A 24307-nucleotide genomic window follows, 5' to 3' on the forward strand; every position below is an offset into this window, starting at 1 on the left:
AAAAACCCCTCGTGCCGTGAGGCAAGCGAGGGGAGCGCGTCGGGTGCGTTCTCAGCGGGCCTCAGGGGCCCTGCTTCAGCCGACGCGCTTTCCAAGTACGAGAATTCGGGTGCGCATGGCACTGACCCTCCCTCTCCGCCCTCACCACTGTCAAGTGGGTGGGACGGGCGTCTCAGTATTTGAGCGGATCGGGGGACGGTTTCCGACACGCACGGGCACCGCTCCGGGCAGCGGGTACTCGTCCCGTACGAGGGCCCTGCGCAGGCGGTACTCGTCGAGCGGGCCCGAGAAGGCCATGCCCTGGGCGTGGCTGCAGCCCATCGCGCGCAGGGCGATGACCTGCTCCGGGACGTCGACTCCCTCGGCGACGGTCTGCATGCCGAGCTCGCCGGCGATGCGCAGCACCCCGCGGGTGATCTTGCGGAGCCGGGCCGACTCGACCACGCCTTCGACGAGTCCCCGGTCCAGCTTCAGTATGTCGACGGGGAGCCTCCGCAGGGCGTTGATCGCCACGTGTCCGCTGCCGAACCCGTCGAGGGCGATCCGCACCCCGAGGCGGCGCAGGGCGACCAGTCGCTGTTCCAGCTCGTCGAGGGAGGTCCGGGGGTCGCTGTCGGCGAGCTCGACGATCAGCGAGCCGGACGGCAGCCCGTGCCGGGTGAGTAGCGACTCGACGGAGCCGAGCGGCAGTGAGCGGTCGAGCAGGCGCCGGGCGGAGAGCCGGATGGACACGGGCGTACGGTGGCCGATTCCCGCCCGCTCGGCGGCCTGCTCGACGGCTTCTTCGAGGAGCCAGCGGCCGAGCTCGGCGGTGCGCTCGCCGTCGTCGGTGACCCGGAGGTACTCGGCCGGGGTGAAGAGGATGCCCTGACTGGAGCGCCAGCGCGCCTGGGCGCTGACGGCGGAGATGCGGCCGGTGGCGAGGTCGACGACCGGCTGGTGGAGCAGGGCGAACTCGCCGTCGTGCAGGGCGGTGCGCAGCCGGGCCGCAAGTTCGGTGCGTCGGACGACGTCGGCCTGCATCTGCGGGGCGTAGAGCTCGACGCGGTCCTTGCCCGCGGCCTTGGCCCGGTACATGGCCAGGTCGGCGTTGCGCAGGAGGTCGCCGGCCTCGATGCCGGGCTCGGCGAAGGCGACGCCGATGGAGGCGGCGACCCGGACCTCGTTGCCGCCGTCGACGCGGTAGGGCTGGGAGAGGGTGAGCCGGAGCCGGTCGGCGATCTCCTGGACCTGGTTCCGCCGGGCGGTGCGGTCGCGGCCGCCGTCGCCGAGGATGAGGGCGGCGAACTCGTCGCCGCCGAGCCGGGCGGCGGTGTCCCCGGCCCGTACGGAGTCGTGGAGGCGGCGGGCGGCCTGGACGAGGAGGTCGTCCCCCGCCTGGTGGCCGAGCCGGTCGTTGACCCCCTTGAAGCCGTCGAGGTCGATGAAGAGCACGGCGGTGCCGGGGTCGGAGGAGCGGCGGCCGCTGAGCGCCTGCCGGACCCGTCGGGTGAAGAGGGCCCGGTTGGGCAGGTCGGTGAGCGGGTCGTGCTCGGCGTTGTGCTGCAACTGGGCCTGGAGCCGGACGCGTTCGGTGACGTCCCGGCTGTTGAAGATCAGGCCGCCCTGGTGCCGGTTGACGGTCGACTCGACGTTGAGCCAGTCTCCGCGGCCCGAGCGGAAGCGGCACTCGATCCGGGTGGTGGGCTCCTCGGCGGGCGAGACGGCCAGGAAGCGCCGTACCTCGTGGACGACGGCGCCGAGGTCCTCGGGGTGGATGAGGGAGGCGAGCTCGGAGCCGACGAGGTCCTCGGCGTCCCGTCCGTACACGCCGGAGGCGGCCGGGCTGACGTAGCGGAGCATCCCGGTGGGCGCGGCGATCATGATGACGTCGCTGGAGCCCTGCACGAGCGACCTGAAGTGGTTCTCCTTCTGGGCCAGTTCGTGGGTGAGGGCGATGTTGTCGAGGAGCATGATGCCCTGGCGTACGACGAGGGCGAGCACCACCGTGCAGCCGGTGAGGACGACGACGCGGTCGACCCGGCGCCCCTCGACGACGTTGTACAGGATGCCGAGGGTGCAGACCGCCGCGGCGAGGTACGGGGTGAGGGCGGCGAGCGAGCCGGCGACCGGGCGGCTGTGGAGCCACGGGCCGCGCGCCGTGGCCGTGCTGTCCGGCGGCCGGCGCACGCCCCAGGGCGCGTAGGCCAGCAGCAGCGAGCCGGCGAACCAGCCGGCGTCGAGCAGCTGGCCGGAGGCGTAGTTCTCGCGGAGCAGCGGCGAGGTGAACAGGGCGTCGCACAGCACGGTGAGGGCGAGCGCGGCGATCGCGGTGTTCGTCGCCGAGCGGTTCGCCTGTGAGCGCCGGAAGTGCAGGACGAGGACCATGCTGACGAGCACGATGTCGAGCAGCGGGTACGCGAGCGACAGCGCGGCCTGGGCGACGGACTCGCCCTCGAAGTGCGCGGTGCGGGCGAGGGCGAGGCTCCAGGAGAGCGTGAGCAGGGAGCCTCCGATGAGCCAGGCGTCGAGCCCCAGGCACACCCAGCCGGCCCGGGTGACGGGCTTCTTGGCGAGGACGAGGAGGCCCACGATGGCGGGCGGCGCGAAGAGTAAGAAGCAGAGGTCGGCGACGGAGTAGTCGGGCACGTCGGTGCGGAGCACGACCTCGTACCAGCCCCACACGGCGTTCCCCGCGGCCGCCATGAAGGAGGAGAAGGCGAAGAGCAGCCAGGCCGGGCGGGCGCTGCCGCGGTGGCCGCGGCCGTAGAGGAAGCAGGAGACCGCGGCGGTGAGCGCGGCGGCGCTCAGCCCGAAGTCGCCCATGAAGAGCGCCAGTCGGGGGGAGCCCCAGCCGAGGGAGGCACCGGTGGTGTAGCCCGCGCAGACGAGCCCGAGCGCGATCTGGGCGACGGCCCCGCCGAGGCGCGGGCGGTCGGGGTCCGGGTGGCGGGGGCCGCCGCCGAGGGGGCGGCGGGTGATGACCGCCCCGGGCGCGCTCACCGGATCCTCCGGTGCCGGCCCGCCGCACCCGGCCGCGTCGTGCGGCCGGGCCGTCGGCTCGTCGCCCCGCCCGTGGGCGTGCCCGTCGCAGTCGCGCGGGCGGGCGGAGTCCCGTACGGCGGGCGGGGCGGGCGGACGGCTGTCCGCGCGGGCCTCGCGGTCCGGCAGATCCGCGTGGGCGTCACCGGGCTCGCGGTCCGGCAGATCCGGGTGGGCGTCGCAGGGCTCACGGTCCGGAAGATCCGCGTGGGCGTCACCGGACTGCCGGTCCGGCAGATCCGCGTGGGCGTCACCGGTGGCGGCGCCGAGCGGCGGCGCGGTGCCGTCGGCTCCGGTCGTGGTGCCCTGCCCGGGGTCCCGCGGCGTGGCGGCGCGGGGCGCCCGGTGCGGCGCCGCCTGGTCCGGCACCGAGCGTGCGAGGTCGGCGGTGAGGCGTGGAAGGCTCGCCGGCGGCGGCGCCGCGTCGGATCGTCGGTCCTCCGGCCGTGCTCCACCCGTCGCCCCCCTCGGAATCTGATGTCCCGTCACTTCGCTCCCCAGCGTCAGCCCGTTCTCGACGCAGTCCCCCGCCACGGGACGATACACCAGGACCGTCACTCAGGGACAGGGTCGCAGTACTCTCCGTGACGGCCAGGGGGCTTGTGCACGGCGCGTGTCGGGGGCGCGCATCACCCGTCCGGCCGAACACGGCCTCCGGTCAGCCGGTGGTGAGGAGGACGTTGGCCAGTTCCTCGCCCGCCGCGAACCGCCGCAGCTGTCCCGCGATCAGCCGCTTCGCCCTCGGCATGAAGGCCGAAGTGGAACCTCCCACATGGGGACTGATCAGGACACCGGGAGCGTGCCACAAAGGGTGCCCGGCCGGCAGCGGTTCGGGGTCGGTGACGTCGAGCGCCGCCGTGATCCGACCGCTCTCCACCTCCTTGAGCAGCGCGGTCGTGTCGACGACCGGGCCCCGCGCGACGTTCACGAGGAGCGCCCCGTCCTTCATCCGCCCCAGGAAGCCGGCGTCGACGAGATGCGTGGTCGCGGGCGTGAGCGGAGTGGAGAGCACGACCACGTCGGCCTCCGGCAGCAGCGCCGGCAGGTCCGTCAGGGCGTGCACCGGGCCGCGCTCTGTGGTGCGCGCGGAGCGTGCGACGCGCGCCACCCGCGCGCACTCGAAGGGCGCGAGCCGGTCCTCGATGGCGGAGCCGATCGATCCGTACCCGACGATCAGCACGGACTTGTCGGCGAGGGCCGGATAGAAGCCGGCCCGCCACTCCTCGGCGTCCTGGCCGCGCACGAATCCGGGGATGCCGCGCAGCGAGGCCAGGATCAGGGCGAGCGTGAGCTCGGCGGTGCTGGCCTCGTGGACGCCCTTCGCGTTGCAGAGGGCGACCCCGGGCCGCAGCGAGCCGATGCCCGGCGTGACGTGGTCGATGCCGGCGGAGAGGGTCTGCACGACACGGAGCGAGGTCATCCCGGCCAGCGGCCGTACGGCGATCTCCGAGCCCTTCATGTACGGGACGACGTAGAACGCGCAGCGCGCCGGATCGGCGGGGAACTCGGGACCGCCGTCCCACAAGCGGTAGTTCAGGCCCGACTCGCCCGGTGCGGGGAGTCCCTCGATCTCGTCCGCCGGAATCGGAAGCCACACGTCAGCGGTCGTGTCTTCGAATCTCATGACCGGGAGGCTATGCGAAGAATCCCTCGCTCCATTGGTTACTTTGGGGGACGGCACAGGGAGGGGTACCGGCAGGTGGAGCGCAGGACTATCGGGGCGACGGCGCTCGACGTGGGTGCGATCGGCCTGGGGTGCATGCCGATGAGCTGGGCGTACAGCCGTTCGGAACAGCGGGGGGACCGCTCGCTGCGGACCGTGCACGCGGCGCTCGACGCCGGGGTGAGCCTGCTCGACACCGCCGACATGTACGGGCCGTTCACCAACGAGCTTCTGGTGGGGCGGGTGTTGAAGGAGCGGCGGTCCGAGGCCTTCGTCTCGACGAAGTGCGGACTGCTCGTCGGCGACCAGCACGTCGTCGCCAACGGCAGGCCGGGGTACGTGCGCCGGGCCTGCGACGCCTCGCTGCGAAGGCTCCAGACCGACGTCATCGACCTCTACCAGCTGCACCGCGCGGACCCCGAGGTGCCGGTCGAGGAGACCTGGGGCGCCATGGCCGAACTGGTCTCGGCGGGCAAGGTGCGGGCACTCGGCCTGTGTGCCGTGGGCGCGCGGGCGGTCCGGCGCGGGGGCGACCTGCATGAAGGAACGATCCGCCAACTGGAGCGGATCCAGCAGGTCTTCCCGGTCGCGGCCGTCGAGGCGGAGCTGTCGGTGTGGTCGCGGGAGGCGCTGGTGCGGCTGCTGCCCTGGTGCGCGGCGCGGGGCGTCGGCTTCCTGGCGGCGATGCCGCTGGGGAACGGCTTCCTGACCGGGACGCTGACCCCGGGCGGCGGCTTCGAGCCGGACGACCCGCGGGCCCGGCACTCCCGGTTCACGGCCGAGATGATGGCGGCCAACCAGCCGATCGTCGCGGGGCTGCGGCGGGTGGCGGCGCGGCACGGGGAGGACGTCACGCCGGCGCAGGTGGCGCTCGCGTGGGTGCTCGGCCTCGGGCGGCACGTGGTGCCGGTGCCGGGGGCGAAGCGGGAGCGATGGGTGGTGGAGAACGCCGGGGCGGCCGCGCTGCGGCTCACGGCGGAGGACCTGACGGAGATCGCGGCGCTTCCGGCGCCGCGCGGGTCCTGGGACTGAACGCCGTGCGGACAAGGCGGGTCCGGCGGCCGGGAACCTGATCGGGTCGAGCGGTGTATCAAGGGTGAAGGGATGCCGCTCGACTCGTCGAAGGGGACCGGACCATGAGCCGTCCTGCTGTTGTGAGGGCCCTGTGGGGCGCTGCCGTACTGGTGCTGGTGGCCGGCTGCTCCTCGGGAGGTACCGAGGAGCGCCCGGGTTCGGCTCCACCGACGACCGTCTCCGTGTCCCCGTCCCCCTCCCCGTCCGCCGCCGGCCGGGTGTCGGTGGTGGGCACGCTCACCGAGGGGCTGAAGTCGCCCTGGGGGCTCGCGGAGCTGCCCGGCGGGGATCTGCTGGTCTCCTCGCGGGACGAGCGGACGATCACCCGGATCGACGGGCGGACCGGCGCGAAGACCCTGCTCGGCGAGGTGCCGGGGGTGGTGCCGGGCGGCGAGGGCGGACTGCTGGGGCTCGCGGTCCGGGACGGCTGGGTGTACGCGTATCTGACGGCCGCCTCGGACAACCGCATCGTGCGCATGCGGTACGGCGGCGGGGAGGCCGACCGGCTCGGCCCGCCGGAGCCGGTGCTCACCGGCATCCCGAAGGGGATCATCCACAACGGCGGACGGATCGCGTTCGGGCCGGACGGGATGCTGTACGCGGGGACGGGCGAGACGGGCCGGACCGGTCTGGCCCAGGACCGGGCGTCGCTGGGCGGGAAAATCCTGCGGATGACACCGGAGGGCAGGCCGGCACCCGGCAACCCCTTCGCCGGCTCGGTGGTCTATTCGTACGGTCACCGCAATGTGCAGGGGCTCGCCTGGGACCCGGCGGGCCGGCTGTGGGCGGCCGAGTTCGGGCAGAACACCTGGGACGAGCTGAACCTGGTGGAGCCGGGGCGGAACTACGGCTGGCCGGAGGTCGAGGGACGGGCCGGGCGGGCCGGGTTCACGGACCCGGTGGCCCAGTGGCCGCCCTCGGAGGCCTCCCCGAGCGGGATCGCGTACGCGCGGGGCGCGATCTGGATGGCCGGGCTCAGAGGCGAGCGGCTGTGGCGCGTGCCGCTCTCCGGAGCGAGGAGATCCGGAGAGCCCGAGGCGTTCCTGACCGGCGAGTACGGACGCCTGCGCACCGTACTCGCCGCGGGCGACGGCCGCCTGTGGCTGGTGACCAGCGAGACCGACACCCGGGGGACGCCCGGGCCCGGCGACGACCGGATCCTCCGGTTGGAGGTGAGGTGATCCTCGGCTGGAGGTGAGGTGATCCTCCGGCTGGAGGTGAGACGAGGTGAGGGGTCGGAGGGGTCAGAGGGGCGTGTCGAGGAGGTGCAGACGGTGGGCCAGGGCGGCGGCCTCGCCCCGGCCGGCGACGCCGAGCTTGGCGAGGATGTTGGAGACGTGGACGCTGGCCGTCTTCGGTGAGATGAACAGCTCCTCGGCGATCTGACGGTTGGTGCGGCCGGCCGCGACCAGGCGCAGCACGTCCTGTTCCCGGGGCGTCAGGCCGAAGCCGTCCTCGCCCGGCTCCGCCGGTGCCGGTGCCTGCTTCTCGGGGGTGAGGGAGAGGCGGGCGCGGGCGGCGAGGAGTTCCACGTCCTCGCGGAGCGGGCGGGCGCCGAGGGCGACGGCGGTGGCGTGGGCCTCGCGGAGCAGGGCCGCGGCCTCCTCGCGGCGGCCGCCCTCGACGAGCAGGGCGTCGGCGAGGCGGTGGCGGGCGCGGGCCAGCTGGTGGGGGCGTTCGAGCGGCTCGTAGGCGTCGACGACCTCGGTCCAGCGGGCGGCGGTCTCACGGCCCTCGGCGCGGGCGAGCTCCTCGGACACCTGGCGGGAGTGGGCCTCCCAGACCGGGGCCGGGATGGCGAGGCCGCGGACGCAGCGGCGGATCAGGGCGAGCGCCTCGGCGCGGCCCTCGGCGGCGGCGGGCAGCCCCCGGCTGTCGGCCTCGGCGGTGACGGCCGTGAGGACGAGCGGCCAGCCGTAGCGGTGGGTGCCGGGCGGGAAGCCGGCCTCCGCGATGGCGGCGAGCTGCTCGCGTACGTCCGCGAGGCGCCCCTCGGCGGCGGCGATGGCGATCTCGACCTGCGCCGAGGGCAGGGTGTACTGCGGGATCGGGTCGCGGGCGCCGTAGCGCGCGCGGGCCTCGGCGAGGTGCTCGGCGGCCCTGGCCGGCTCGCCGCGGAAGGTGGCGAGGTGGGCGAGCTGCAGCAGGGCGGTGCCGCCCGGCTTGGTGCTGCTCGCCCCGGAGCGGAGCAGCCGCTCGGCCTCCTCCTTGCTCTGGTCCCATTCGCCGAGCGCGAGGAGCGATTCGGCGAGGTTGGCGCGGATCCAGCCCGCGCTGTCGACGAGGCCGCGGGAGCGGGCCATTTCGATACCGGTGGTGGCGGTCTGCACGGCCTCACGGGAGCGGCCGAGCGACTCCATGGCGGAGGAGAGGTTCACATGGGCGCGGGCGGCCTCGTGGAACTGGCCGAGGGCGATGGTCCGTTCGCGGGCCTCGTGCATCGCGGCGAGCCCGCCCTCGGTGTCACCGGCGGACACCATGATGGTGCCGAGGGTGATGCGGGCGTTCAGCTCGATCGGCTCGGCCTTGACGAACCGGGCGTACTCGACGGCGCGTTCGGCGGCGGCGAGTGCCTCGGGGCCGGGGTTGCGGAGCATGCCCCAGCCGGCCGCGCCGACGAGGACGGTGGCGTGGACGGCGGACGGCGGGAGGCCCTTGACGAGTTCCTGGGCGCGGGCGATCTCCGGCCAGCCGTCGCCCTTGCCGAGGTTGGACTGGAGGCGGGCCATCTCCGTCCAGAACCAGGCGGCGCGCAGCGGGTCGTGCTCGTCGCTGTCGAGGAGCCGGAGCGCCATCCGGCAGATCTTCGCGGCGCGTTCCCGCTCGCCGCTCAGCCGGGCGGCGACGGCGGCCTCGGCGAGCAGGTCCAGGTAGCGCAGGGAGGTGGTCTCGGGGTCGCAGCCGCAGGCGGGGTAGGCGTCGGCGTAGTCGATGGGGCGCAGGGAGTCGCGCGTCTCGGCGGGCACCTTGTCCCACAGTTCCATGGCCCGTTCGAGGAGGCTGAGCTGCTCGGCGTAGGCGTGGCGCTTGCGGGTCTCCACGGCGGCCCGGAGGACGGTGGGGAGGGCCTTCTCGGGGTCGTGCGCGTGGTACCAGTACGTGGCGAGCCGGGTGGTCCGCTCGTGGGGGCGGACGAGTCCGGGGTCGGCCTCCAGGGCCTCGGCGTAGCGGCGGTTGAGGCGGGAGCGTTCGCCGGGCAGCAGGTCGTCGCTGACGGCCTCGCGGACGAGGGAGTGGCGGAAGCGGTAGCCGTCGCCGTCGGGGACGGCGAGCAGGATGTTGGCGCCGACGGCGGCCCGCAGCGCCTCGATGAGTTCGTCCTCGGAGAGCCGGGCGACGGCGGCGAGGAGCCCGTACTCGACGGTGGAGCCGCCCTCGGCGACGATCCTGGCGACGCGCTGGGCGCCCTCGGGGAGCGCCTCGACCCGGACCAGCAGGAGGTCGCGCAGGGAGTCGCTGAGCTGGCCGACGGCGCACCCGGCCTCGTGGGAGACGACGAGCTCCTCGACGAAGAAGGCGTTGCCGTCGGAGCGTTCGAAGACCTCTTCGACGAGAGCGGGGTCGGGTTCGGCGGCGAGGATGCCGGTGAGCTGGCGGTGCACCTCGGTACGGGTGAAGCGGGAGAGCTCGATGCGGCGGATGGTGCGGAGCCGGTCGAGTTCGGCGAGGAGGGGGCGCAGCGGGTGGCGGCGGTGGATGTCGTCGGCGCGGTAGCTGGCGACGACCACGATCCTGCCGCGGCGCAGGGTGCGCAGGAGGTAGGTGAGGAGGTGCCGGGTGGAGGCGTCGGCCCAGTGCAGGTCTTCCAGGACGAGCACGATCGTGCGGTCGGCGGCGAGCCGTTCCAGGAGCCGTACGGTCAGTTCGAAGAGGCGGGCGGTGGAGTCCTCGTCGGAGGGCTCGTGGCTGCCGGGGTCGCCCAGTTCGGGCAGCAGGCGGGCGAGTTCGCCCTCGTGGCCGTCGGCGGCGGCGGTGAGTTCGTCGGGGAGGCGGCGGCGGAGTGCGCGCAGGGCGGCGGCGAAGGGTGCGAAGGGCAGGCCGTCGGCGCCGAGTTCGACGCAGCCGCCGAGCGCCACGACGGCGTCGTGGTCGCAGGCCGTGTCGAGGAACTCCTCGATGAGCCGGGTCTTGCCGACTCCGGCCTCACCGCCGATGAGCAGAGCCTGGGGCTCTCCCGCGGTCGCGCGGGAGAGCGCCTCGGTGAGGGCGGTGAGTTCGCCGGCGCGGCCGACGAAGACGGGGCTGACTGACCTGGTCTCCACGGCGCCGAGCATCGCACAGACTTCCTTGCCGTCGCTCATAAGGGGGTCACGCGGCCCGGACGAAGCGACCGCGACCGCCGTCTGTCACCTGCCCCTCCGTGTCATGGCCTCCGATCCGGTGGCCGAAGAGGTGCAGGCCCTTGCGGGTCACCGCGGCCTCCTGGGCGAGGCGGTGGGCGGCGGCCTCGGCGATGAGCTCGGCGTGGTGCATGGTGTGGAGTTCGTACTCGAACATCGGGTGCTCCCTGGTTTCTCGGTTTCGGTATCGCTCTCTTGCGATGCCTCTACTTTCGTTTCCGAGGGGGTGCCGTCACATCGGGCGAGTGCCGCATGTTCGGGGTACGGGGGTCCTTAGGAGGGTCCTAGGGGGGCCTTAGGCGAGGCCCCCGGGGGTCTCAGGAGCCGGCGGTCGGGAGGCTCAGGAACAGATCGAAGTAGGTACCGACCGACAGCAGCAGCCCGAGGCCGCCCAGGACGGCGCCGGCGAGGGCGACCGCGCGGACCCACCCGGGGCGCCGGGGCAGGGTGAGCACGAGGACGGCGACGATCACGGCGAGGAGGGCGAAGACGCCGTTCACCAGGGCGGTGCTGTGCCAGGCGTCGCCGTAGATCTCGCTGATCTGCTGGGCCGGGGTGCCGCTGCCGGAGGTCTTGATCTGCCCGATGAGCGTCTCGCGCTCGGCGACGACCTTGCCGGTCCAGGTGCCGGTGAGGGCGACGGCGGAGAGGGCGGCGGAGACGACGGCCGCGGCGCCGGCGCCGATGCCGGTGGCCTCCGCGGAGGCTGGCTGCTCGGCGTCCTCGTCGTCCTCGTCGTCGGCCCGCTCGTCGAGCCGGTCGGCGTTGTCGTCGTCCGTCTCGTCGAGCAGGTCCGCGGCGTCGTCCACGGCGTCCACGGGAGCTCCACCGGCCTTCTCGGCGGCGGTGTCGAGCTCGGTCTTCTCGGTCTTCTCGGTCTTCTCGGTCGTCTCGGTGTCCATGCGGCGCACGCTAGGGCGCCCACATGAGAGGGGGCTTAAGACGCCTTCGCCGCGCGCCATTCCGGGGCGAGAACGGCCCAGATCTCGGTGTCGGCGCGGTTGCCGCGGTACAGGTAGTTCTCGCGCACGACGCCTTCCTTCGTCATACCAAGGCGGCGGGCGACGGCGATGCTCGGCTCGTTCTTCGTGGAGACGTACCACTCGACGCGGTGGATGCCGCGCTCCTCGATCGCCCAGTCGATGATGACCCGGCAGGCCCGGGTGATCAGGCCCTTGCCGGCGGCGGAGGGCTCCAGCCAGCAGCCCGCCTCGGCGGTCCCGTTCGCGGCGTCGAAGGTCCGGAAGAGGACGCCGCCGACGAGGGTGCCGTCGGACCAGATGCCGTAGATGCGGCCGCTGTCGCTCGCGGCCTTCTCGGCGTACGAGGTGAGGTAGGCGCGGGCGGAGTCGAGGTCGGCGACGACGTCGGGGAGGCCGATGTGCTGCCCGACGAACTCCCGGCCCCGGTCCATGTGGGTGAGGAATTCCTCGGCCTGCCAGGGCTTCAGGGGCCTGAGCTCGGCGCCGTCGTCACCCAGCGATATCGCGAACATCGTCGTTCTCCTCCGCAGTCGGAACCGTCACACGCTGTACCGGGATCTTCGCACGGGCGTCGGCGGCCTCGCGGGACTCGGGGGGCTCGATGCTGATCCGGGGCAGGAGCCGGTCGAGCCACTTCGGCAGCCACCAGTTCGCGCCGCCGAGCAGGTGCATGAGCGCGGGGACGAGGAGGGTGCGCAGGACGAAGGCGTCGAGGGCGACGGCGGCGGCGAGCGCGATGCCGAACATCGCGATGACCCGGTCCCCGCTGAGGACGAAGGCCAGGAAGACGGAGATCATGATGACCGCGGCGGAGTTGATCACACGGCTGGTCTCGGCGAGGCCGACCCGGACCGCCCGCCGGTTGTCGCCGGTCTCCAGCCACTCCTCGTACATCCGGCTGACCAGGAAGACCTGGTAGTCCATGGAGAGCCCGAAGAGGACCGAGACCATGATCACGGGGAGGAAGGGTTCGATCGGTCCGGCGCTGCCGAGGCCGAGGAGCTCGCTCCCCCAGCCCCACTGGAAGATCGCGACGACGATGCCGAAGGCTCCGGCGACGGCGGCGACGTTCATGGCGGCGGCCTTGAGCGGGATGCCGAGGGACCGGAAGGCGAGCAGGAGCAGCAGACAGCCGAGCGCGATGACGACGCCGACGAAGAGCGGCAGCTTGCCGACGATGATCTCGGCGAAGTCGTCGTACGAGGCGGTGACGCCGCCCACGTGCACGTCGAGGGAGGTGCCGGTCTCGGCCTTCGGCAGGACGTCCTGGCGGAGCCGGTCGACGAGGTCGCTGGTCGCCTTGGACTGCGGCGAGGAGTCGGGGACGACGGTGAGGACGGCGGTGTCGCCCGAGCTGTTGTACGTGACCGGGGAGACGGACGCGACGCCCTTGGTGGCGGTGAGCGCGGCCGGCAGCTGGTCGAGGGCGACGCGGTCGTCGGCGCCGTCGAGGCCGGCGACGAGGGTGAGGGGCCCGTTGACGCCCGGCCCGAAGCCGTCGGCGAGCAGGTCGTAGGCCTGGCGCGTGGTCGCGGTGGCCGGCCCGTTGCCTTGGTCGGAGGTGCCGAGGTGGAGCGAGAAGGTCGGCAGCGCCAGGACGCCCATGACGAGGACGGCGACCGCGCCGAGGATCTTGGGGTGCCGCTCGACGAAGGCGGACCAGCGGGCGGCGAAGCCGGTGGGCAGCTCGGGCTGCGGCCCGCGCTCGGCGAGCGTCCGGCGTTCGCGCCGGGACAGCGCCCGCATGCCGATGAAGGAGAGGAGCGCGGGCAGCAGCGTGACGGAGGCGCCGACCGTGAGGAGCACGGTGAGCGAGGCGGCGATGGCGACGCCGTTGAGGAAGCTGAGCTGCAGGATCAGCATGCCGAGGAGCGCGATGCAGACGGTGGCGCCGGCGAAGACGACGGCACGGCCGGTGGTCGCGACGGCGGTCTCGGCTGCCTCGGCGACGGAGAGGCCGCGTTTGAGGCCTCTGCGGTGCCTGGTGACGATGAAGAGGGCGTAGTCGATACCGACGCCGAGACCGACGAGCATGCCCAGCATGGGGGCGAAGTCGGCGACGGTCATCAGATGGCCGAGGAGCACGATCCCGGAGTACGCGATGCCGACGCTGACGAGCGCGGTCGCGATGGGGAGCACGGAGGCGGCGAGCGAGCCGAAGGCGAGGAAGAGGACGACGGCCGCGACGGCGACGCCGACGATCTCGGCGATGTGCCCGCCGGGGGCCTCGGTGAGGGCGACGGCGCTGCCGCCGAGCTCGACCTGGAGGTCGTCCGTGGCGGCGGCCTTGGCGGTGTCGACGAGGGCCTTGGCCTGGGCCTCGGGGATGTCGTCGGACTGCGCGTCGAAGGTGACGGTGGCGTAGGCGGTGTGCCCGTCCTCGCTGACCTGGCCCGGGGTGTCGCCGTACGGAGAGGTGACGGCGGCGATGCCGGGAAGGTCGGCGACCTTGTCGAGCACCGCCGTCATGCGGTCCTCGACGGCGTCGGCGCGGACGCTGCCCCGGTCGCTGTGCCAGACGATGGTGTCGCTGTCGCCGCCGAGGCCGTGGAAGCCCCGGTCGAGGAGGGCGGTGGCCCGGCCGGACTCGGTGCCGGGGACCTCGTAGTCGTTGGAGTACGCGCTGCCGGCGAGGGTCGCGCCGGCGGCGGTCCCGCCCAGGGCGAGGAGCCAGAGGAGAACCGCGACGAGACGGTTCCGGATGCACCACCGTGCGATTGCGGCCAAAGGACGAGCTCCTGACTGGATCTGTACTCGCGCTCCACTGTTACAGCCAAACGTGATCGTTTGCCCGTTTCGTGGCGATCCTCACAGGATGCGTCGAAAGCCGGGGACCAAGGACCCGTCGGACGGGCCCCGAGGTCCCCGGCCCCGGGGGACCTCAGCCGGAGACGCTCGGGCGGCCGTTCTCGATGTGGCCCATGAGCCGGCGGCGGAAGCCGTCGGGTGCGGTCACCTCGATGTCGTACCAGCCGTGGGCGTCGGCGGCGGAGTGGACGACGGTACGGGTCTTCCCGGGCTTCACGGTGACGGTGCGGGTCCAGTCGGCGAGGTCGTGCTCGTCCACGTACCCGAGCGGGCGGACGGTGAAGGCGAGCGGGGCGGAGCCGGTGTTCCGGACGGTGAGGTGCAGGTCACGGTCGTGGTGGTCGACCCGGCTGGCGAGCTCGGCGCCGCCCGCGGCGGGGCCCTCGAACTCGCGCCGGAAGCCGTTGGGGCCGGTGATCGTGAAGCGGTAGTGATCACCCGGAACGGGGACGGTCCACTCCCCCTCCCCCCTGACGTCCCGGTGCTGCGGGACGGCGAACTCGCCCGCATACGGGTAGAGCGCGAAGTGCGTGCTCGCCCCGCCCCGGTTGCTCAGCGCGACCGTGACGGCACCGGCACCGGTCGTGGCGGAGGCGTCCGGCTGGTACGGCAGCGGGCGCGCGGGCCGGACGCCCGGCTCCTGGACGGGCATCTGCTGCACGGCCGGGGGCTGGGGCCGCCAGCGGCCGGTGAAGGGCGGGATCGGTCCGGGCTGCTCGACGGGCGGCTGCCGCCGGGTCCGCCGGAAGTCGAAGGCGGAGGTCAGGTCGCCGGTGACGGCCCGCCGCCACGGCGTGATGTTGGGTTCCTCGATCCCGGTGAGCTGCTCCAGGAAGCGGATCACGGAGGTGTGGTCGAAGGTCTCGGAGCAGACGTAGCCGCCGACCGACCAGGGGGAGACGACGAGCAGCGGGACCCGGACGCCGAGGCCGGTGGGCAGGCCCTTCCACCGCTCGTCCGTGTTGTCGGCGGGCGGGACGGGCGGCGGGACGTGGTCGAAGAAGCCGTCGTTCTCGTCGTAGTTGATCAGGACGACGGTGTGGCGCCAGACGTCCGGGTGCGCGCCGAGGGCGTCGAGGACCTTGTAGACGAGGGTCGCGGAGGCGACCGGCGAGGACGAGCCGGGGTGCTCGGAGTCGATCGCGGAGGGCACGAGGTAGGAGACCTCGGGGAGGCTGCCGGCGGCGACGTCCGCCCGGAAGGCGTCGGCGAGGGTGCCGCTCTCCACACGGCGGAGGCCGCGCTCGAAGAGGGAGCGCTCGGCCGCGGTGAGCGTCGCCACGCCCTCCTCCAGGAGCCCGAGCAGCCTCGCCCGCTCGGCGAGGTCCTCGGTGTCGCGGACGGCGGCGTAGAAGGACTCCATGAAGGTGTGTCCGCCGGTCGGGACGAGGGCCTTGCGGGCGATCTTCTTGAAGGTGGTGAAGAACTCGATGTTGTTGTCGGTGAAGTTCTCCCACTCGGTGTACGTCTTCCAGCTCCGCCCGGCGGCTTCGAGCCGCTCGGCGTAGGTGGGCCAGCCGTAGCCGGGGTGGGTGTCCTCGGCGTAGGCGGCGTTGGTGACGGCCCGGCTGCCGTCGGCCTCGAAGCCGGTCCAGCCGGACCAGAGGTGGTTGCGGTTGGGGCTCGTCGAGGTGTGGATGGACGAGTGGTAGGCGTCGCAGATGGTGAAGGTGTCGGCGAGCTCGTAGTGGAGCGGGATGTCCTGCCGGTCGTAGTACGCCATGGTGGCGGCGGTCTTGGCCGAGACCCAGCCGTCCATCCAGCCGCTGTGCCAGGCCTTGGCGCCGCCGCTCCAGGAGTGGTCGAGGGCGCCGATGTACTGGAGGTCCTTCTGCTGGGTCTCGGCGGCGCCGCGGATCGGGAAGGGCAGCACGGTCCGGCCGAGCGCGGCGGGCTGCTCGAAGACGGGCTTGCCCGAGGGCAGTTCAATGGCATTGCGGTCGCCGAATCCGCGGACGCCGCGGAGGGTGCCGAAGTAGTGGTCGAAGGAGCGGTTCTCCTGCATGAGGATCACCACGTGCCGGATCGCCGCCATCCCCCCGGCCGGGGGCTCCGCGGCCATCGCCTCCTGCAACGACGGCGGCAGCAGCGAGCCTGCCGCGGCGACGCCGAGCGCGCCTCCGCCCAGCGCGAGGAGCCTTCTGCGGGACAGCTCGGGGGACTTCTCGGATGACAAGACCGACCTCCAGTCGACGGCCAATGGTTCGCCTTCGAGCCATTGGGTGGTACGCCGGGGACGGTAGTGAGAGGGGATGACGGCGAGAAGACCCGATGGGGGCGCGGTGGTGAACGTCCAACAGAACTCGACAGAAATCCAAGCGATTTCCAGCCATGAACAGCCACCGCACCCCCTGGTACGACGGTGGGTCAGGTACGGGTCGGAGTGACGCAGTGGCCGGGCCCGCTCGGAAGGACGCGCTTGTCGTCGTACATGTCGACACGCGCCCCCTTGGCCGCCTCCCCGGCCTTCCACCGCCCCTCGGCGAAGAGCGGGTGCAGATAGCCGTCCTTCGGCGCCGGGCAGTCGTGGTTGCCGACCTCGCTCGCGTACGCGCTCAGGACGAGCTTCCCGCCCCTCGACGTGAACGTCATCTGGCGCCGTACCGCGACCCGCGCCACCTCGGGGGCTCCCGGGACCACCTCGTGCCCTTGCCCGGAACTCACCAGCGGATAGACGAAGGTGTAGTCGGCGTGCACCACCAACTCCCCCGCCGCCGAGACCTCGTAGTCCATCGTGCCCCGCGTCCTGATGCCCCTCTCGTGCAGGTACACCTCTTCGGGGTCGAATCGGGTGACCATGTCCTTCCGTACGGCCTCGTCGACCCCGCTCGGATCGAGCAGGGCGAGCGCCGCCACGGGCTCGGTGCCGGCGAGGGTCCGGTCCGAGACGTTGGTCTCGACGAGCAGGGTCTTCACGTCCTCGAACACGGGGGTCATGTCCTTCACGGTGAGCCCACCGGCCGGCACGGCCACCGGGAGGTAGATCCCGTCGGCGCCGTGCGCCCAACCGACCGCGGGCGAGTTCCGGAACGGCATGTCGGCCGAGTACGGCCACTCCAGGGGCCAGATCTCCTCACGGATCGCCCCCGCGCCGAACGGTTCGTACGGCGGCCGCTCCCCCGTCACATCGGCCAGCCAGAACCCGAACCCGCCGAGGAGCAGCACACCGGCCCCGGCCGCGAGCGCGATCTTGCGGCGCCGTACCGCCCTGTCACGCCGCAGCGCCTCCTCGCGTCCGGGATCGCTCGCCTGCGCGCGCAGCCGGGCGACGTAATCCGTGGGTTCCACCGACATTTCCGTTCCCTCCCCTGCTCCATCAGGGCTCGACGGAGCGGAGCGGAGCCTCTCACATACGGCGCGGGCCGTCATCGCGGATTTCCCTTGTTTGGCGGGCGGGGTTCGCGAGCATCCTGAGCGCGACGCACGGCCACGGCGCTGCATGAGGGGAAGTCGTATGGCCAGACGCAAAGTCATCAGGGTCGAGGTCACCAAGCGGGTGCTGTGGATCGGGGCCGAGGCGTACCCCCTGCAGAACATCGCCCGGGCGACGACCGTCAGGTTCAAGCCTCAGCGGGCCCGGGCCGTGGGGCGCTTCGTGAAGTCCCTGCTGGTCACGGCCCTGCTGCTGGTCGCCGCGCTCGCCGTTGCCCAGTCCGGCGAGGTGTCGGGCAGCGACCGGGAGCTGATCACGCAGGGCGCGGAGATCACGGCAGCCGTCCTCGTGGCGGGCTTCCTCGTCCAGCTGGTCGTCGCCCTCTTCGAGAAGACGTACTACGCGCTGGTCATCGAGACCTCCGGCAACCCGCTCACACTGCTGGCCAGCGTGGACCGCGACGAGGTGCACCAGCTCGTGCACGAGATCATGCGGGCCATCGACGATCCCGGCTTCTCCGGCTTCACCAAGCAGATGAACACCTACAACATCGGCAGGATGCGGGACTTCTACAACGCGTCCGGTCCGGGCAGCGTGGGGAGGATGGGCAGTGACCGGTAACGGCGAATTCCACATCAGCAACATGCGCGACTTCTACAACGCGTCCGGAGACGGGGCCGTCGGCCGGATCGAGATCAACCAGCAGGGCGCGCAGGACCCCCAGGCCGTCTACGAGGCCGTGATCCGTGCGATCGAGACCCTCAGGACCCAGGTGTCCGCCGAGGACCGCGAGGTCCTCGACGCGTCCCTGGAGACCATCCGCCAGGGCGACGAGGCGCCGCCCGGCGCCTTCCGCCGGGCCCTCGGCACCGTCTCCGGAGTCGCCGCGCTCGTCGGCGAGGTCGGCGTCCCGGTGGCGGAGGCGGTCCGCCAGATGCTCGCGCTGCTCGCCGGCTAGAGAACACGGGGCGACGCACTCGCACCAGACGATCTTGCCGGGGTTGCGTGGGCCGACGCCCCGGTGGTCCGCGAGGGCGCCGGCGACCAGAAGCCCCCTCTCGGCGGGACCGGCCCCGTCTTCACCGCCTCCCCCGCCGCCTGGGACTCTTCGTCGGCGGGGCCGCCTCCTAAGCGCTCAGGCGGACGCTGCGGCCCTCAAGGAGCGCGAGGCCCAGCTCGGTGACCGTGTGCAGGGTCGCGTTGCGGTGGCGGTGGCGGTGGCTGGAGACCAGCGCCGCCTCCCGCAGGGCCGCGAGGTGACGGCTGGCGTTGGGCGGGGTGGTGCCCGCGCGACGGGCGAGCTCTCCCGTCGCCGCGGCGCCGTCCGCGAGGGCGGCCAGCAGGGCGGCCCGCGTCGGTCCGATCAGCGCCGCGAGCGCCAGTCCGTCCGGCGGGCCCACCTCCGGACCGGCCCAGTGGGTCTCATGCTCGATCGGGTGGACGAGCAGCGGGGGCAGGGCCGGGTCGGCGAACGTCGTCGGGGCGTGACGGCAGAAGAACGACGGTTGAAGCAGCAGGCCACGGCCGCCCAGGTGAAGGTCCTGCTCGACGGGGAAGGCGACCCTGAGCACCGGGTACTCCCAGCGGGCCGACGGATGGAGCGTACTGAGGACCGCGTCCCAGCCTCCCTCCGCGAGCACCGCCGAGCGGCGGGCCCTGTCCCGGCTGACCTGCGCCCAGATCCGCTCCCAGAACGGACCGAGCACGGTGTCGACGTACGCGTGCGCCGCGTCGGCCAGCCTGAGCACCGCCTCGGGCTCCCCCGCCACCAGCTCGCGGTGGCAGGCCGGCAACCGGCGCCTGGGGTTCTGGATGCCGAACTCCCGTAAATCGTTGGTCACCTGACGCAGCGGCGTGGACCGCAGCGCCTCCAGACGGTCGGCGAGTCCCCCGCCGACCGCCGGGGTCAGGAAGTCCGGCGAGTACCCGACGGGCGGCGCGAGCGCCGTCAACGCCCGGGTGGTCGCAGGCACCTTGGGCAGCGACTCGCGCAGCCACGGGCCAAGCAGCACACCCGAGTCCCGTCTTCGCAGCCGGTGCAGGCTCAACAGCATCTCCCACATCGGGTCGGGTCCGGTGGCGATCCTGATCCGCCCGAGGTCCTCGCCCGTGAAGTGAATACGGAGCATCTCAACCCTTCCGACCAGGGCAATTACGTTCCAGCGCACGGACGTTCACGAAATCCCCCCGGAGATCGCAGACTCTGAGCCGTCCGGTTAACGGATCAGCTCACTCACCAACAGAACGGGGGAACGCAAAATGCCCGAGACCCTGGCGAAGCTCGTCCGCGCCGTCGCCGCGGGAGTGGTTCTCGCCGCATGCGCCGCATGTTCGAGTACGAGCACGGGCACGGGTTCGACGGCGGGCCCGACGACAGCGACGGCCCCGGACCCCGCCGAGCTGACCGCGCTGCACCGGCTCCCGCCCGTCACCGGCCTGCTCTTCACCCCGCAGTTGCGGGCCACCGAGGCGCAGCAGAAGATCGCCATCGCCTGCATGGCCGAACGGGGCTACCGGTACGCCCCCGTGCCCCCGCCCAAGACCCCGGGCGCCGACGAGCGCCCGCAGCCCTTCGGCTTCGAGTCCACGGCTCCCCGGCGCGCGGCCACTCCTTCGGTGTCCCCCGAGGCGCCGCCCAAGCCCGGCAGCCCGGAGAGCACCGACGCGTACGCACGGGCGCTCTTCGGTGACGAGGCCAAGCGGGTCAAGGCCATGGGTGCGCAGTTGAGCGTGTCGCGGCCGGGCAACGGCTGCCTCGCCGAGGCGGAGACGCGTCTGCTCGGTGACGGCCGGATGCGCTGGCTCCAGGTGCGCATCCTGCTCTTCGAGGGGCAGGAGCAGGCACGCAAGGACGTGGAGAAGGACCCGGCGTTCCGCACGGCGACCGCGCGCTGGCGGGAGTGCATGGACCGGAACAAGGTCAAGGCCGAGGATCCCGTGAAGGTGCAGCTTTCGCTGCGCTCGGAGGCGGAGCGGCGGAACAGCCCCGTCGCCGCGGCGGACGTGCGCTGCAAGGCGGAGACCGGGTATCTGACCACGGCGTACGGCCGGCTCGCCGCCGTCCAGCGGCGCTGGCTGGACGAGCATCCCGACATCGGCCGGGACTTCACGAAGCTGTCGGCCCGCCAGGACAAGGCGGCCGGAGAGGCGCTGGGCGGCTGAACCCTCCCACCGCCGCCACCACAGTCTTCCGCCCCTGAGCCCAGGAGCGGATGTTCCCCGACATTCCCCGAACCGAAAGAGAGATTGGCATGTTCATGTCCATATCCAAGAAGTTCGCCGCCGTCGCCGGCGCCACCGCGCTCCTCGTGGGCGGCGGCATCGCGACCGCATCGACCGCGGCGGCCGGCCCCAGCTGTCCCTCGGGCTACCACTGCCTCTTCGAGGGCAGCATCGGGTCCTCGGTGCACAACTACTTCAACAGCGACAACGACTTCACCAACGACGTGTTCACCAGCGGGCACGGCGTGAACGACAACTCGTGGTCGGCCAGCAACTCCAGCACCGGCGGCTACGAGAGCCACTACTACTACGACACCGGATACAGGGGTGACCTCGTCTTCTGCGTCAACCCGGGCAGCTACGTGACCCACGACCGGCTGACGGACGACTTCGTGGACGGCAACCACAACGGCCAGCGTGACGAGGCCAGCTCCCTGCAGCTGCTGCCGACGACGTCGGTCTCCTGCTTCTGATCCTCGCGCCCGAACGAAAGCGGCCCCGCACCGGAACTCCGGTGCGGGGCCGCCCCCTTGAGCCGTACGAGAACGGGATCAGCCCTCGCTGACGCCCAGCTTCTCCAGGATCAGGTCCTTGACCTTCGCCGCGTCCGCCTGGCCACGGGTGGCCTTCATGACCGCGCCGACCAGGGCGCCGACCGCCGCGACCTTGCCGCCGCGGATCTTGTCGGCGATGGCCGCGTTGCCCGCGATGGCCTCGTCGACCGCAGTGCCGAGCGCGCTGTCGTCGGAGACGACCTTCAGACCGCGCTTCTCGACGACCTCGTCCGGGGTGCCCTCGCCGGCGAGGACGCCCTCGATGACCTGACGGGCCAGCTTGTCGTTGAGGTCGCCGCCGGCGACCAGCGCCGACACCCGGGCCACGTCCGCCGGCGTGATGGACAGCTCCTCCAGGGAGACGCCCTTCTCGTTGGCGTTGCGGGCCAGCTCGCCCATCCACCACTTGCGGGCCGAGGCCGCGTCAGCGCCCGCCTCGGTCGTGGCGACGATCGCGTCGACCGCGCCGGCGTTGAGGATGGCCTGCATCTCCAGCTCGGAGACGCCCCACTCCTCGCGCAGCCGGTTGCGGCGCACGCGGGGAAGCTCGGGCAGGCCCTTCCGCAGTTCCTCGACCCACTCGCGGGCCGGGGCGACGGGGACGAGGTCGGGCTCCGGGAAGTACCGGTAGTCCTCGGCGTTGTCCTTGATGCGGCCGGAGGTGGTGGAGCCGTCGTCCTCGTGGAAGTGACGGGTCTCCTGCACGATCGTCCCGCCGGAGGCGAGGACGGCCGCGTGCCGCTGGATCTCGAAGCGCGCCGCCCGCTCCACCGAACGGAGCGAGTTGACGTTCTTCGTCTCCGAGCGGGTGCCGAAGGTCTTGGTGCCGTTCGGACGCAGCGACAGGTTCACGTCGCAGCGCATCTGGCCCTTGTCCATGCGCGCCTCGGAGACACCGAGCGCGAGGATGAGCGCGCGCAGCTCGGCGACGTACGCCTTGGCGACCTCGGGGGCCCGCTCGCCCGCGCCCTCGATCGGCTTGGTGACGATCTCGATGAGCGGGATGCCGGCCCGGTTGTAGTCGAGCAGCGAGTGCGAGGCGCCGTGGATGCGGCCGGTCGCGCCACCGATGTGGGTGGACTTGCCGGTGTCCTCCTCCATGTGGGCGCGCTCGATCTCCACGCGGAAGACCTCGCCGTCCTCCAGCTGGACGTCCAGGTAGCCGTTGAAGGCGATCGGCTCGTCGTACTGGGAGGTCTGGAAGTTCTTCGGCATGTCCGGATAGAAGTAGTTCTTCCGGGCGAAGCGGCACCACTCGGCGATCTCGCAGTTCAGCGCGAGACCGATCTTGATCGCGGACTCGATGCCGATCGCGTTGACCACCGGCAGGGAGCCGGGCAGGCCGAGGCAGGTCGGGCAGGTCTGCGAGTTGGGCTCCGCGCCCAGCTCGGTCGAGCAGCCGCAGAACATCTTCGTCCTGGTGCCGAGCTCGACATGGACCTCGAGGCCCATGACGGGGTCGTACTCGGCGAGCGCCGCTTCGTACGACAGCAGTTCAGTGACAGTCACGGTGGAACTTCCCTCTCAGCCCAGCAGGACGTCGTCGTCGCCGAGCCGCTTCAGCTCGCGGTACAGGATGGCGAGGCCGGTGACGATGGCGGCGGCGGACACGACGGCGTCGACGAGCTTGAGCGTGTCGTGCTCGGCGCGGGCCTTCTTGATCTGCTTCGTCACGGCGATGGCGCCGAACGCGGTGGTACCCATCGACAGGTACGTGCCGGTCTTCGACTTCTTGAAGCCCTTGGCCTTCTGCAGTGCACTGGTACTCAAAGCGACGGAGCCTCCTCAAGCAGCGGGTGGCCCCACTTTTCCACGAAGGCGGCCTCGACGGCGGCGCCGACCTTGTACAGCCGGTCGTCCTTCATGGCGGGGGCGATGATCTGCAGGCCGACCGGGAGACCGTCCTCCGGCGCCAGGCCGCAGGGCAGCGACATGGCGGCGTTGCCGGCCAGGTTGGTCGGGATGGTGCACAGGTCCGCGAGGTACATCGCCATCGGGTCGTCGGCGCGCTCGCCGATCGCGAAGGCGGTGGTGGGGGTCGTCGGGGAGACGATGACGTCCACCTCCTCGAAGGCCTTCTCGAACTCGCGGGTGATGAGCGTGCGGACCTTCTGGGCCGAGCCGTAGTACGCGTCGTAGTAGCCGGAGCTCAGCGCGTACGTACCGAGGATGATGCGGCGCTTGACCTCGTCGCCGAAGCCGGCCTCACGGGTGAGGGCGGTGACGTCCTCGGCCGACCGGGTGCCGTCGTCGCCGATCCGCAGGCCGTAGCGCATGGCGTCGAAGCGGGCCAGGTTGGAGGAGCACTCCGACGGCGCGATCAGGTAGTACGCGGAGAGCGCGAGGTCGAAGGTCGGGCAGTCCAGCTCGACGATCTCGGCACCCAGCGACTTCAGCAGCTCGACGGACTCGTCGAAGCGCTGCACGACGCCGGCCTGGTAGCCCTCGCCGCGGAACTGCTTGACGACACCGACGCGCATGCCGGCCACCGAGCCGTTGCGCGCGGCCTCGACGACCGGCGGGACCGGGGCGTCGATGGAGGTCGAGTCGAGCGGGTCGTGCCCGGCGATCGCCTCGTGGAGGAGGGCCGCGTCCAGGACCGTACGGGCACAGGGGCCGCCCTGGTCGAGGGAGGAGGAGAAGGCCACCATGCCGAAGCGGGAGACGCCGCCGTAGGTCGGCTTGACGCCGACGGTGCCGGTGACGGCCGCGGGCTGGCGGATGGAACCGCCGGTGTCCGTGCCGATGGCGAGCGGGGCCTCGTACGCGGCGAGCGCGGCCGAGGAGCCGCCGCCGGAGCCGCCGGGGATCCGGGTCAGGTCCCAGGGGTTGCCGGTCGGGCCGTAGGCGCTGTTCTCCGTGGAGGAGCCCATCGCGAACTCGTCCATGTTGGTCTTGCCGAGGATGACGACGTCGGCGGCCTTCAGGTTCTTGACCAGGGTCGCGTCGTACGGCGGGATCCAGCCCTCGAGGATCTTCGAGCCCACGGTGGTCGGCATGCCGACGGTGGTGAAGATGTCCTTGAGCGCGAGCGGCACACCGGCGAGCGGGCCGAGCTTCTCGCCCCGGGCGCGCTTCTCGTCGACGGCACGGGCCTGGGCGAGGGCGCCCTCGCGGTCGACGTGCAGGAAGGCGTGGACCTTCTCGTCGACGGCCTCGATGCGGGCGAGGTGGGCCTCGGTGACCTCGACGGCGGTCAGCTCGCCGGCGGCGATCTTCCCGGCGATCTCGGCCGCGGTGAGCTTGATGATGGTGTTGTCCGTCATGAC

19 protein-coding genes are annotated in these 24307 nt (G+C 72.2%); 6 read left to right on the forward strand and 13 right to left on the reverse strand.

Annotated elements, in window-relative coordinates; translation table 11 throughout:
* Positions 1–150: 150 nt before the first annotated feature.
* Both AC07AW_RS01020 and AC07AW_RS01025 read right to left on the reverse strand, forming a co-directional pair.
* Positions 151–2982, reverse strand: a complete 2832-nt coding sequence (locus AC07AW_RS01020; protein WP_478814362.1) for a putative bifunctional diguanylate cyclase/phosphodiesterase — start codon at positions 2980–2982, stop codon at positions 151–153.
* Between the two features lie 697 nt (positions 2983–3679).
* A complete protein-coding gene (locus tag AC07AW_RS01025) occupies positions 3680–4645 on the reverse strand; it encodes a 2-hydroxyacid dehydrogenase (protein ID WP_478813421.1) in 966 nt (321 codons plus the stop codon).
* 75 nt (positions 4646–4720) lie between these two features.
* Between AC07AW_RS01025 and AC07AW_RS01030 the strand changes: the two genes are divergently transcribed.
* Together AC07AW_RS01030 and AC07AW_RS01035 are read left to right on the forward strand one after the other, a co-directional pair.
* Positions 4721–5716: an aldo/keto reductase gene (locus AC07AW_RS01030; protein ID WP_478813422.1), complete on the forward strand. Its 996-nt coding sequence runs from the start codon at positions 4721–4723 to the stop codon at positions 5714–5716.
* A gap of 104 nt (positions 5717–5820) precedes the next feature.
* The gene (locus AC07AW_RS01035; protein WP_478813423.1) at positions 5821–6939 is read left to right on the forward strand and encodes a PQQ-dependent sugar dehydrogenase; all 1119 of its coding nucleotides are present in this window, start codon (positions 5821–5823) and stop codon (positions 6937–6939) included.
* A gap of 63 nt (positions 6940–7002) precedes the next feature.
* Here the strand turns inward: AC07AW_RS01035 and AC07AW_RS01040 are convergent, their stop codons facing one another.
* From AC07AW_RS01040 to AC07AW_RS01070, 7 genes are all read right to left on the reverse strand, one after another.
* Entirely contained in the window at positions 7003–10059 is a 3057-nt protein-coding gene (locus tag AC07AW_RS01040) for a helix-turn-helix transcriptional regulator (RefSeq protein ID WP_478813424.1), read from the reverse strand.
* Positions 10060–10066: 7 nt separating this feature from the next.
* A complete protein-coding gene (locus AC07AW_RS01045; protein ID WP_478813425.1) occupies positions 10067–10255 on the reverse strand; it encodes a hypothetical protein in 189 nt (62 codons plus the stop codon).
* Positions 10256–10415: 160 nt separating this feature from the next.
* Positions 10416–11000: a hypothetical protein gene (locus AC07AW_RS01050; RefSeq protein ID WP_478813426.1), complete on the reverse strand. Its 585-nt coding sequence runs from the start codon at positions 10998–11000 to the stop codon at positions 10416–10418.
* Between the two features lie 35 nt (positions 11001–11035).
* Positions 11036–11593: a GNAT family N-acetyltransferase gene (locus AC07AW_RS01055; protein WP_478813427.1), complete on the reverse strand. Its 558-nt coding sequence runs from the start codon at positions 11591–11593 to the stop codon at positions 11036–11038.
* Positions 11571–13808 (reverse strand): MMPL family transporter, encoded by a 2238-nt coding sequence (locus AC07AW_RS01060; protein WP_478813428.1) that lies wholly within the window; start codon positions 13806–13808, stop codon positions 11571–11573. The genes AC07AW_RS01055 and AC07AW_RS01060 overlap by 23 nt, the downstream gene beginning before the upstream one ends.
* 154 nt (positions 13809–13962) lie before the next feature.
* On the reverse strand, positions 13963–16065 hold the full coding sequence (locus AC07AW_RS01065; protein ID WP_478813429.1) for a phosphocholine-specific phospholipase C: 2103 nt from the start codon (positions 16063–16065) through the stop codon (positions 13963–13965).
* Between the two features lie 191 nt (positions 16066–16256).
* Positions 16257–17177, reverse strand: coding sequence for a hypothetical protein (locus tag AC07AW_RS01070; protein WP_478813430.1), 921 nt, complete (start codon positions 17175–17177; stop codon positions 16257–16259).
* Positions 17178–17343: 166 nt separating this feature from the next.
* On the opposite strand from AC07AW_RS01070, the gene AC07AW_RS01075 reads away from it, so the two are divergent.
* Together AC07AW_RS01075 and AC07AW_RS01080 are read left to right on the forward strand one after the other, a co-directional pair.
* Positions 17344–17883 (forward strand): DUF6232 family protein, encoded by a 540-nt coding sequence (locus AC07AW_RS01075; protein WP_478813431.1) that lies wholly within the window; start codon positions 17344–17346, stop codon positions 17881–17883.
* Entirely contained in the window at positions 17873–18220 is a 348-nt protein-coding gene (locus AC07AW_RS01080; RefSeq protein ID WP_478813432.1) for a hypothetical protein, read from the forward strand. The genes AC07AW_RS01075 and AC07AW_RS01080 overlap by 11 nt, the downstream gene beginning before the upstream one ends.
* A gap of 169 nt (positions 18221–18389) precedes the next feature.
* On the opposite strand, the gene AC07AW_RS01085 is transcribed toward AC07AW_RS01080, so the two are convergent.
* Positions 18390–19391 carry an ArsR/SmtB family transcription factor gene (locus AC07AW_RS01085; protein WP_478813433.1) on the reverse strand — a complete coding sequence of 334 codons (1002 nt, stop codon included), beginning with the start codon at positions 19389–19391 and terminating at the stop codon, positions 18390–18392.
* A 130-nt stretch (positions 19392–19521) separates the two neighbouring features.
* Between AC07AW_RS01085 and AC07AW_RS01090 the strand changes: the two genes are divergently transcribed.
* Both AC07AW_RS01090 and AC07AW_RS01095 read left to right on the forward strand, forming a co-directional pair.
* Positions 19522–20424, forward strand: a complete 903-nt coding sequence (locus AC07AW_RS01090; protein WP_478813434.1) for a hypothetical protein — start codon at positions 19522–19524, stop codon at positions 20422–20424.
* An 89-nt stretch (positions 20425–20513) separates the two neighbouring features.
* Complete coding sequence (locus AC07AW_RS01095; RefSeq protein WP_478813435.1) at positions 20514–20957, forward strand: peptidase inhibitor family I36 protein; 444 nt, start codon at positions 20514–20516, stop codon at positions 20955–20957.
* Positions 20958–21035: 78 nt separating this feature from the next.
* On the opposite strand, the gene gatB is transcribed toward AC07AW_RS01095, so the two are convergent.
* From gatB to gatA, 3 genes are all read right to left on the reverse strand, one after another.
* On the reverse strand, positions 21036–22547 hold the full coding sequence (gene gatB / locus AC07AW_RS01100; RefSeq protein ID WP_478813436.1) for an Asp-tRNA(Asn)/Glu-tRNA(Gln) amidotransferase subunit GatB: 1512 nt from the start codon (positions 22545–22547) through the stop codon (positions 21036–21038).
* Positions 22548–22562: 15 nt separating this feature from the next.
* Positions 22563–22742 carry a hypothetical protein gene (locus tag AC07AW_RS01105; protein WP_352027755.1) on the reverse strand — a complete coding sequence of 60 codons (180 nt, stop codon included), beginning with the start codon at positions 22740–22742 and terminating at the stop codon, positions 22563–22565.
* Positions 22743–22804: 62 nt separating this feature from the next.
* The gene (gene gatA / locus AC07AW_RS01110) at positions 22805–24304 is read right to left on the reverse strand and encodes an Asp-tRNA(Asn)/Glu-tRNA(Gln) amidotransferase subunit GatA (protein ID WP_478813437.1); all 1500 of its coding nucleotides are present in this window, start codon (positions 24302–24304) and stop codon (positions 22805–22807) included.
* Positions 24305–24307: the final 3 nt, after the last annotated feature.

This window comes from Streptomyces sp. NPDC044003, from assembly GCF_056435185.1.

Bases quoted from the DNA above. Each gene is read 5' to 3' on its own strand.
- AC07AW_RS01045 (WP_478813425.1), bottom strand. From the start codon at position 10,255: ATGTTCGAGTACGAACTCCACACCATGCACCACGCCGAGCTCATCGCC.
- AC07AW_RS01085 (WP_478813433.1), bottom strand. From the start codon at position 19,391: ATGCTCCGTATTCACTTCACGGGCGAGGACCTCGGGCGGATCAGGATC.
- AC07AW_RS01075 (WP_478813431.1), top strand. From the start codon at position 17,344: ATGGCCAGACGCAAAGTCATCAGGGTCGAGGTCACCAAGCGGGTGCTG.
- AC07AW_RS01040 (WP_478813424.1), bottom strand. From the start codon at position 10,059: ATGAGCGACGGCAAGGAAGTCTGTGCGATGCTCGGCGCCGTGGAGACC.
- AC07AW_RS01105 (WP_352027755.1), bottom strand. From the start codon at position 22,742: ATGGGTACCACCGCGTTCGGCGCCATCGCCGTGACGAAGCAGATCAAG.
- AC07AW_RS01050 (WP_478813426.1), bottom strand. From the start codon at position 11,000: ATGGACACCGAGACGACCGAGAAGACCGAGAAGACCGAGAAGACCGAG.
- AC07AW_RS01025 (WP_478813421.1), bottom strand. From the start codon at position 4,645: ATGAGATTCGAAGACACGACCGCTGACGTGTGGCTTCCGATTCCGGCG.
- gatA (WP_478813437.1), bottom strand. From the start codon at position 24,304: ATGACGGACAACACCATCATCAAGCTCACCGCGGCCGAGATCGCCGGG.
- AC07AW_RS01035 (WP_478813423.1), top strand. From the start codon at position 5,821: ATGAGCCGTCCTGCTGTTGTGAGGGCCCTGTGGGGCGCTGCCGTACTG.
- AC07AW_RS01090 (WP_478813434.1), top strand. From the start codon at position 19,522: ATGCCCGAGACCCTGGCGAAGCTCGTCCGCGCCGTCGCCGCGGGAGTG.
- AC07AW_RS01055 (WP_478813427.1), bottom strand. From the start codon at position 11,593: ATGTTCGCGATATCGCTGGGTGACGACGGCGCCGAGCTCAGGCCCCTG.
- AC07AW_RS01095 (WP_478813435.1), top strand. From the start codon at position 20,514: ATGTTCATGTCCATATCCAAGAAGTTCGCCGCCGTCGCCGGCGCCACC.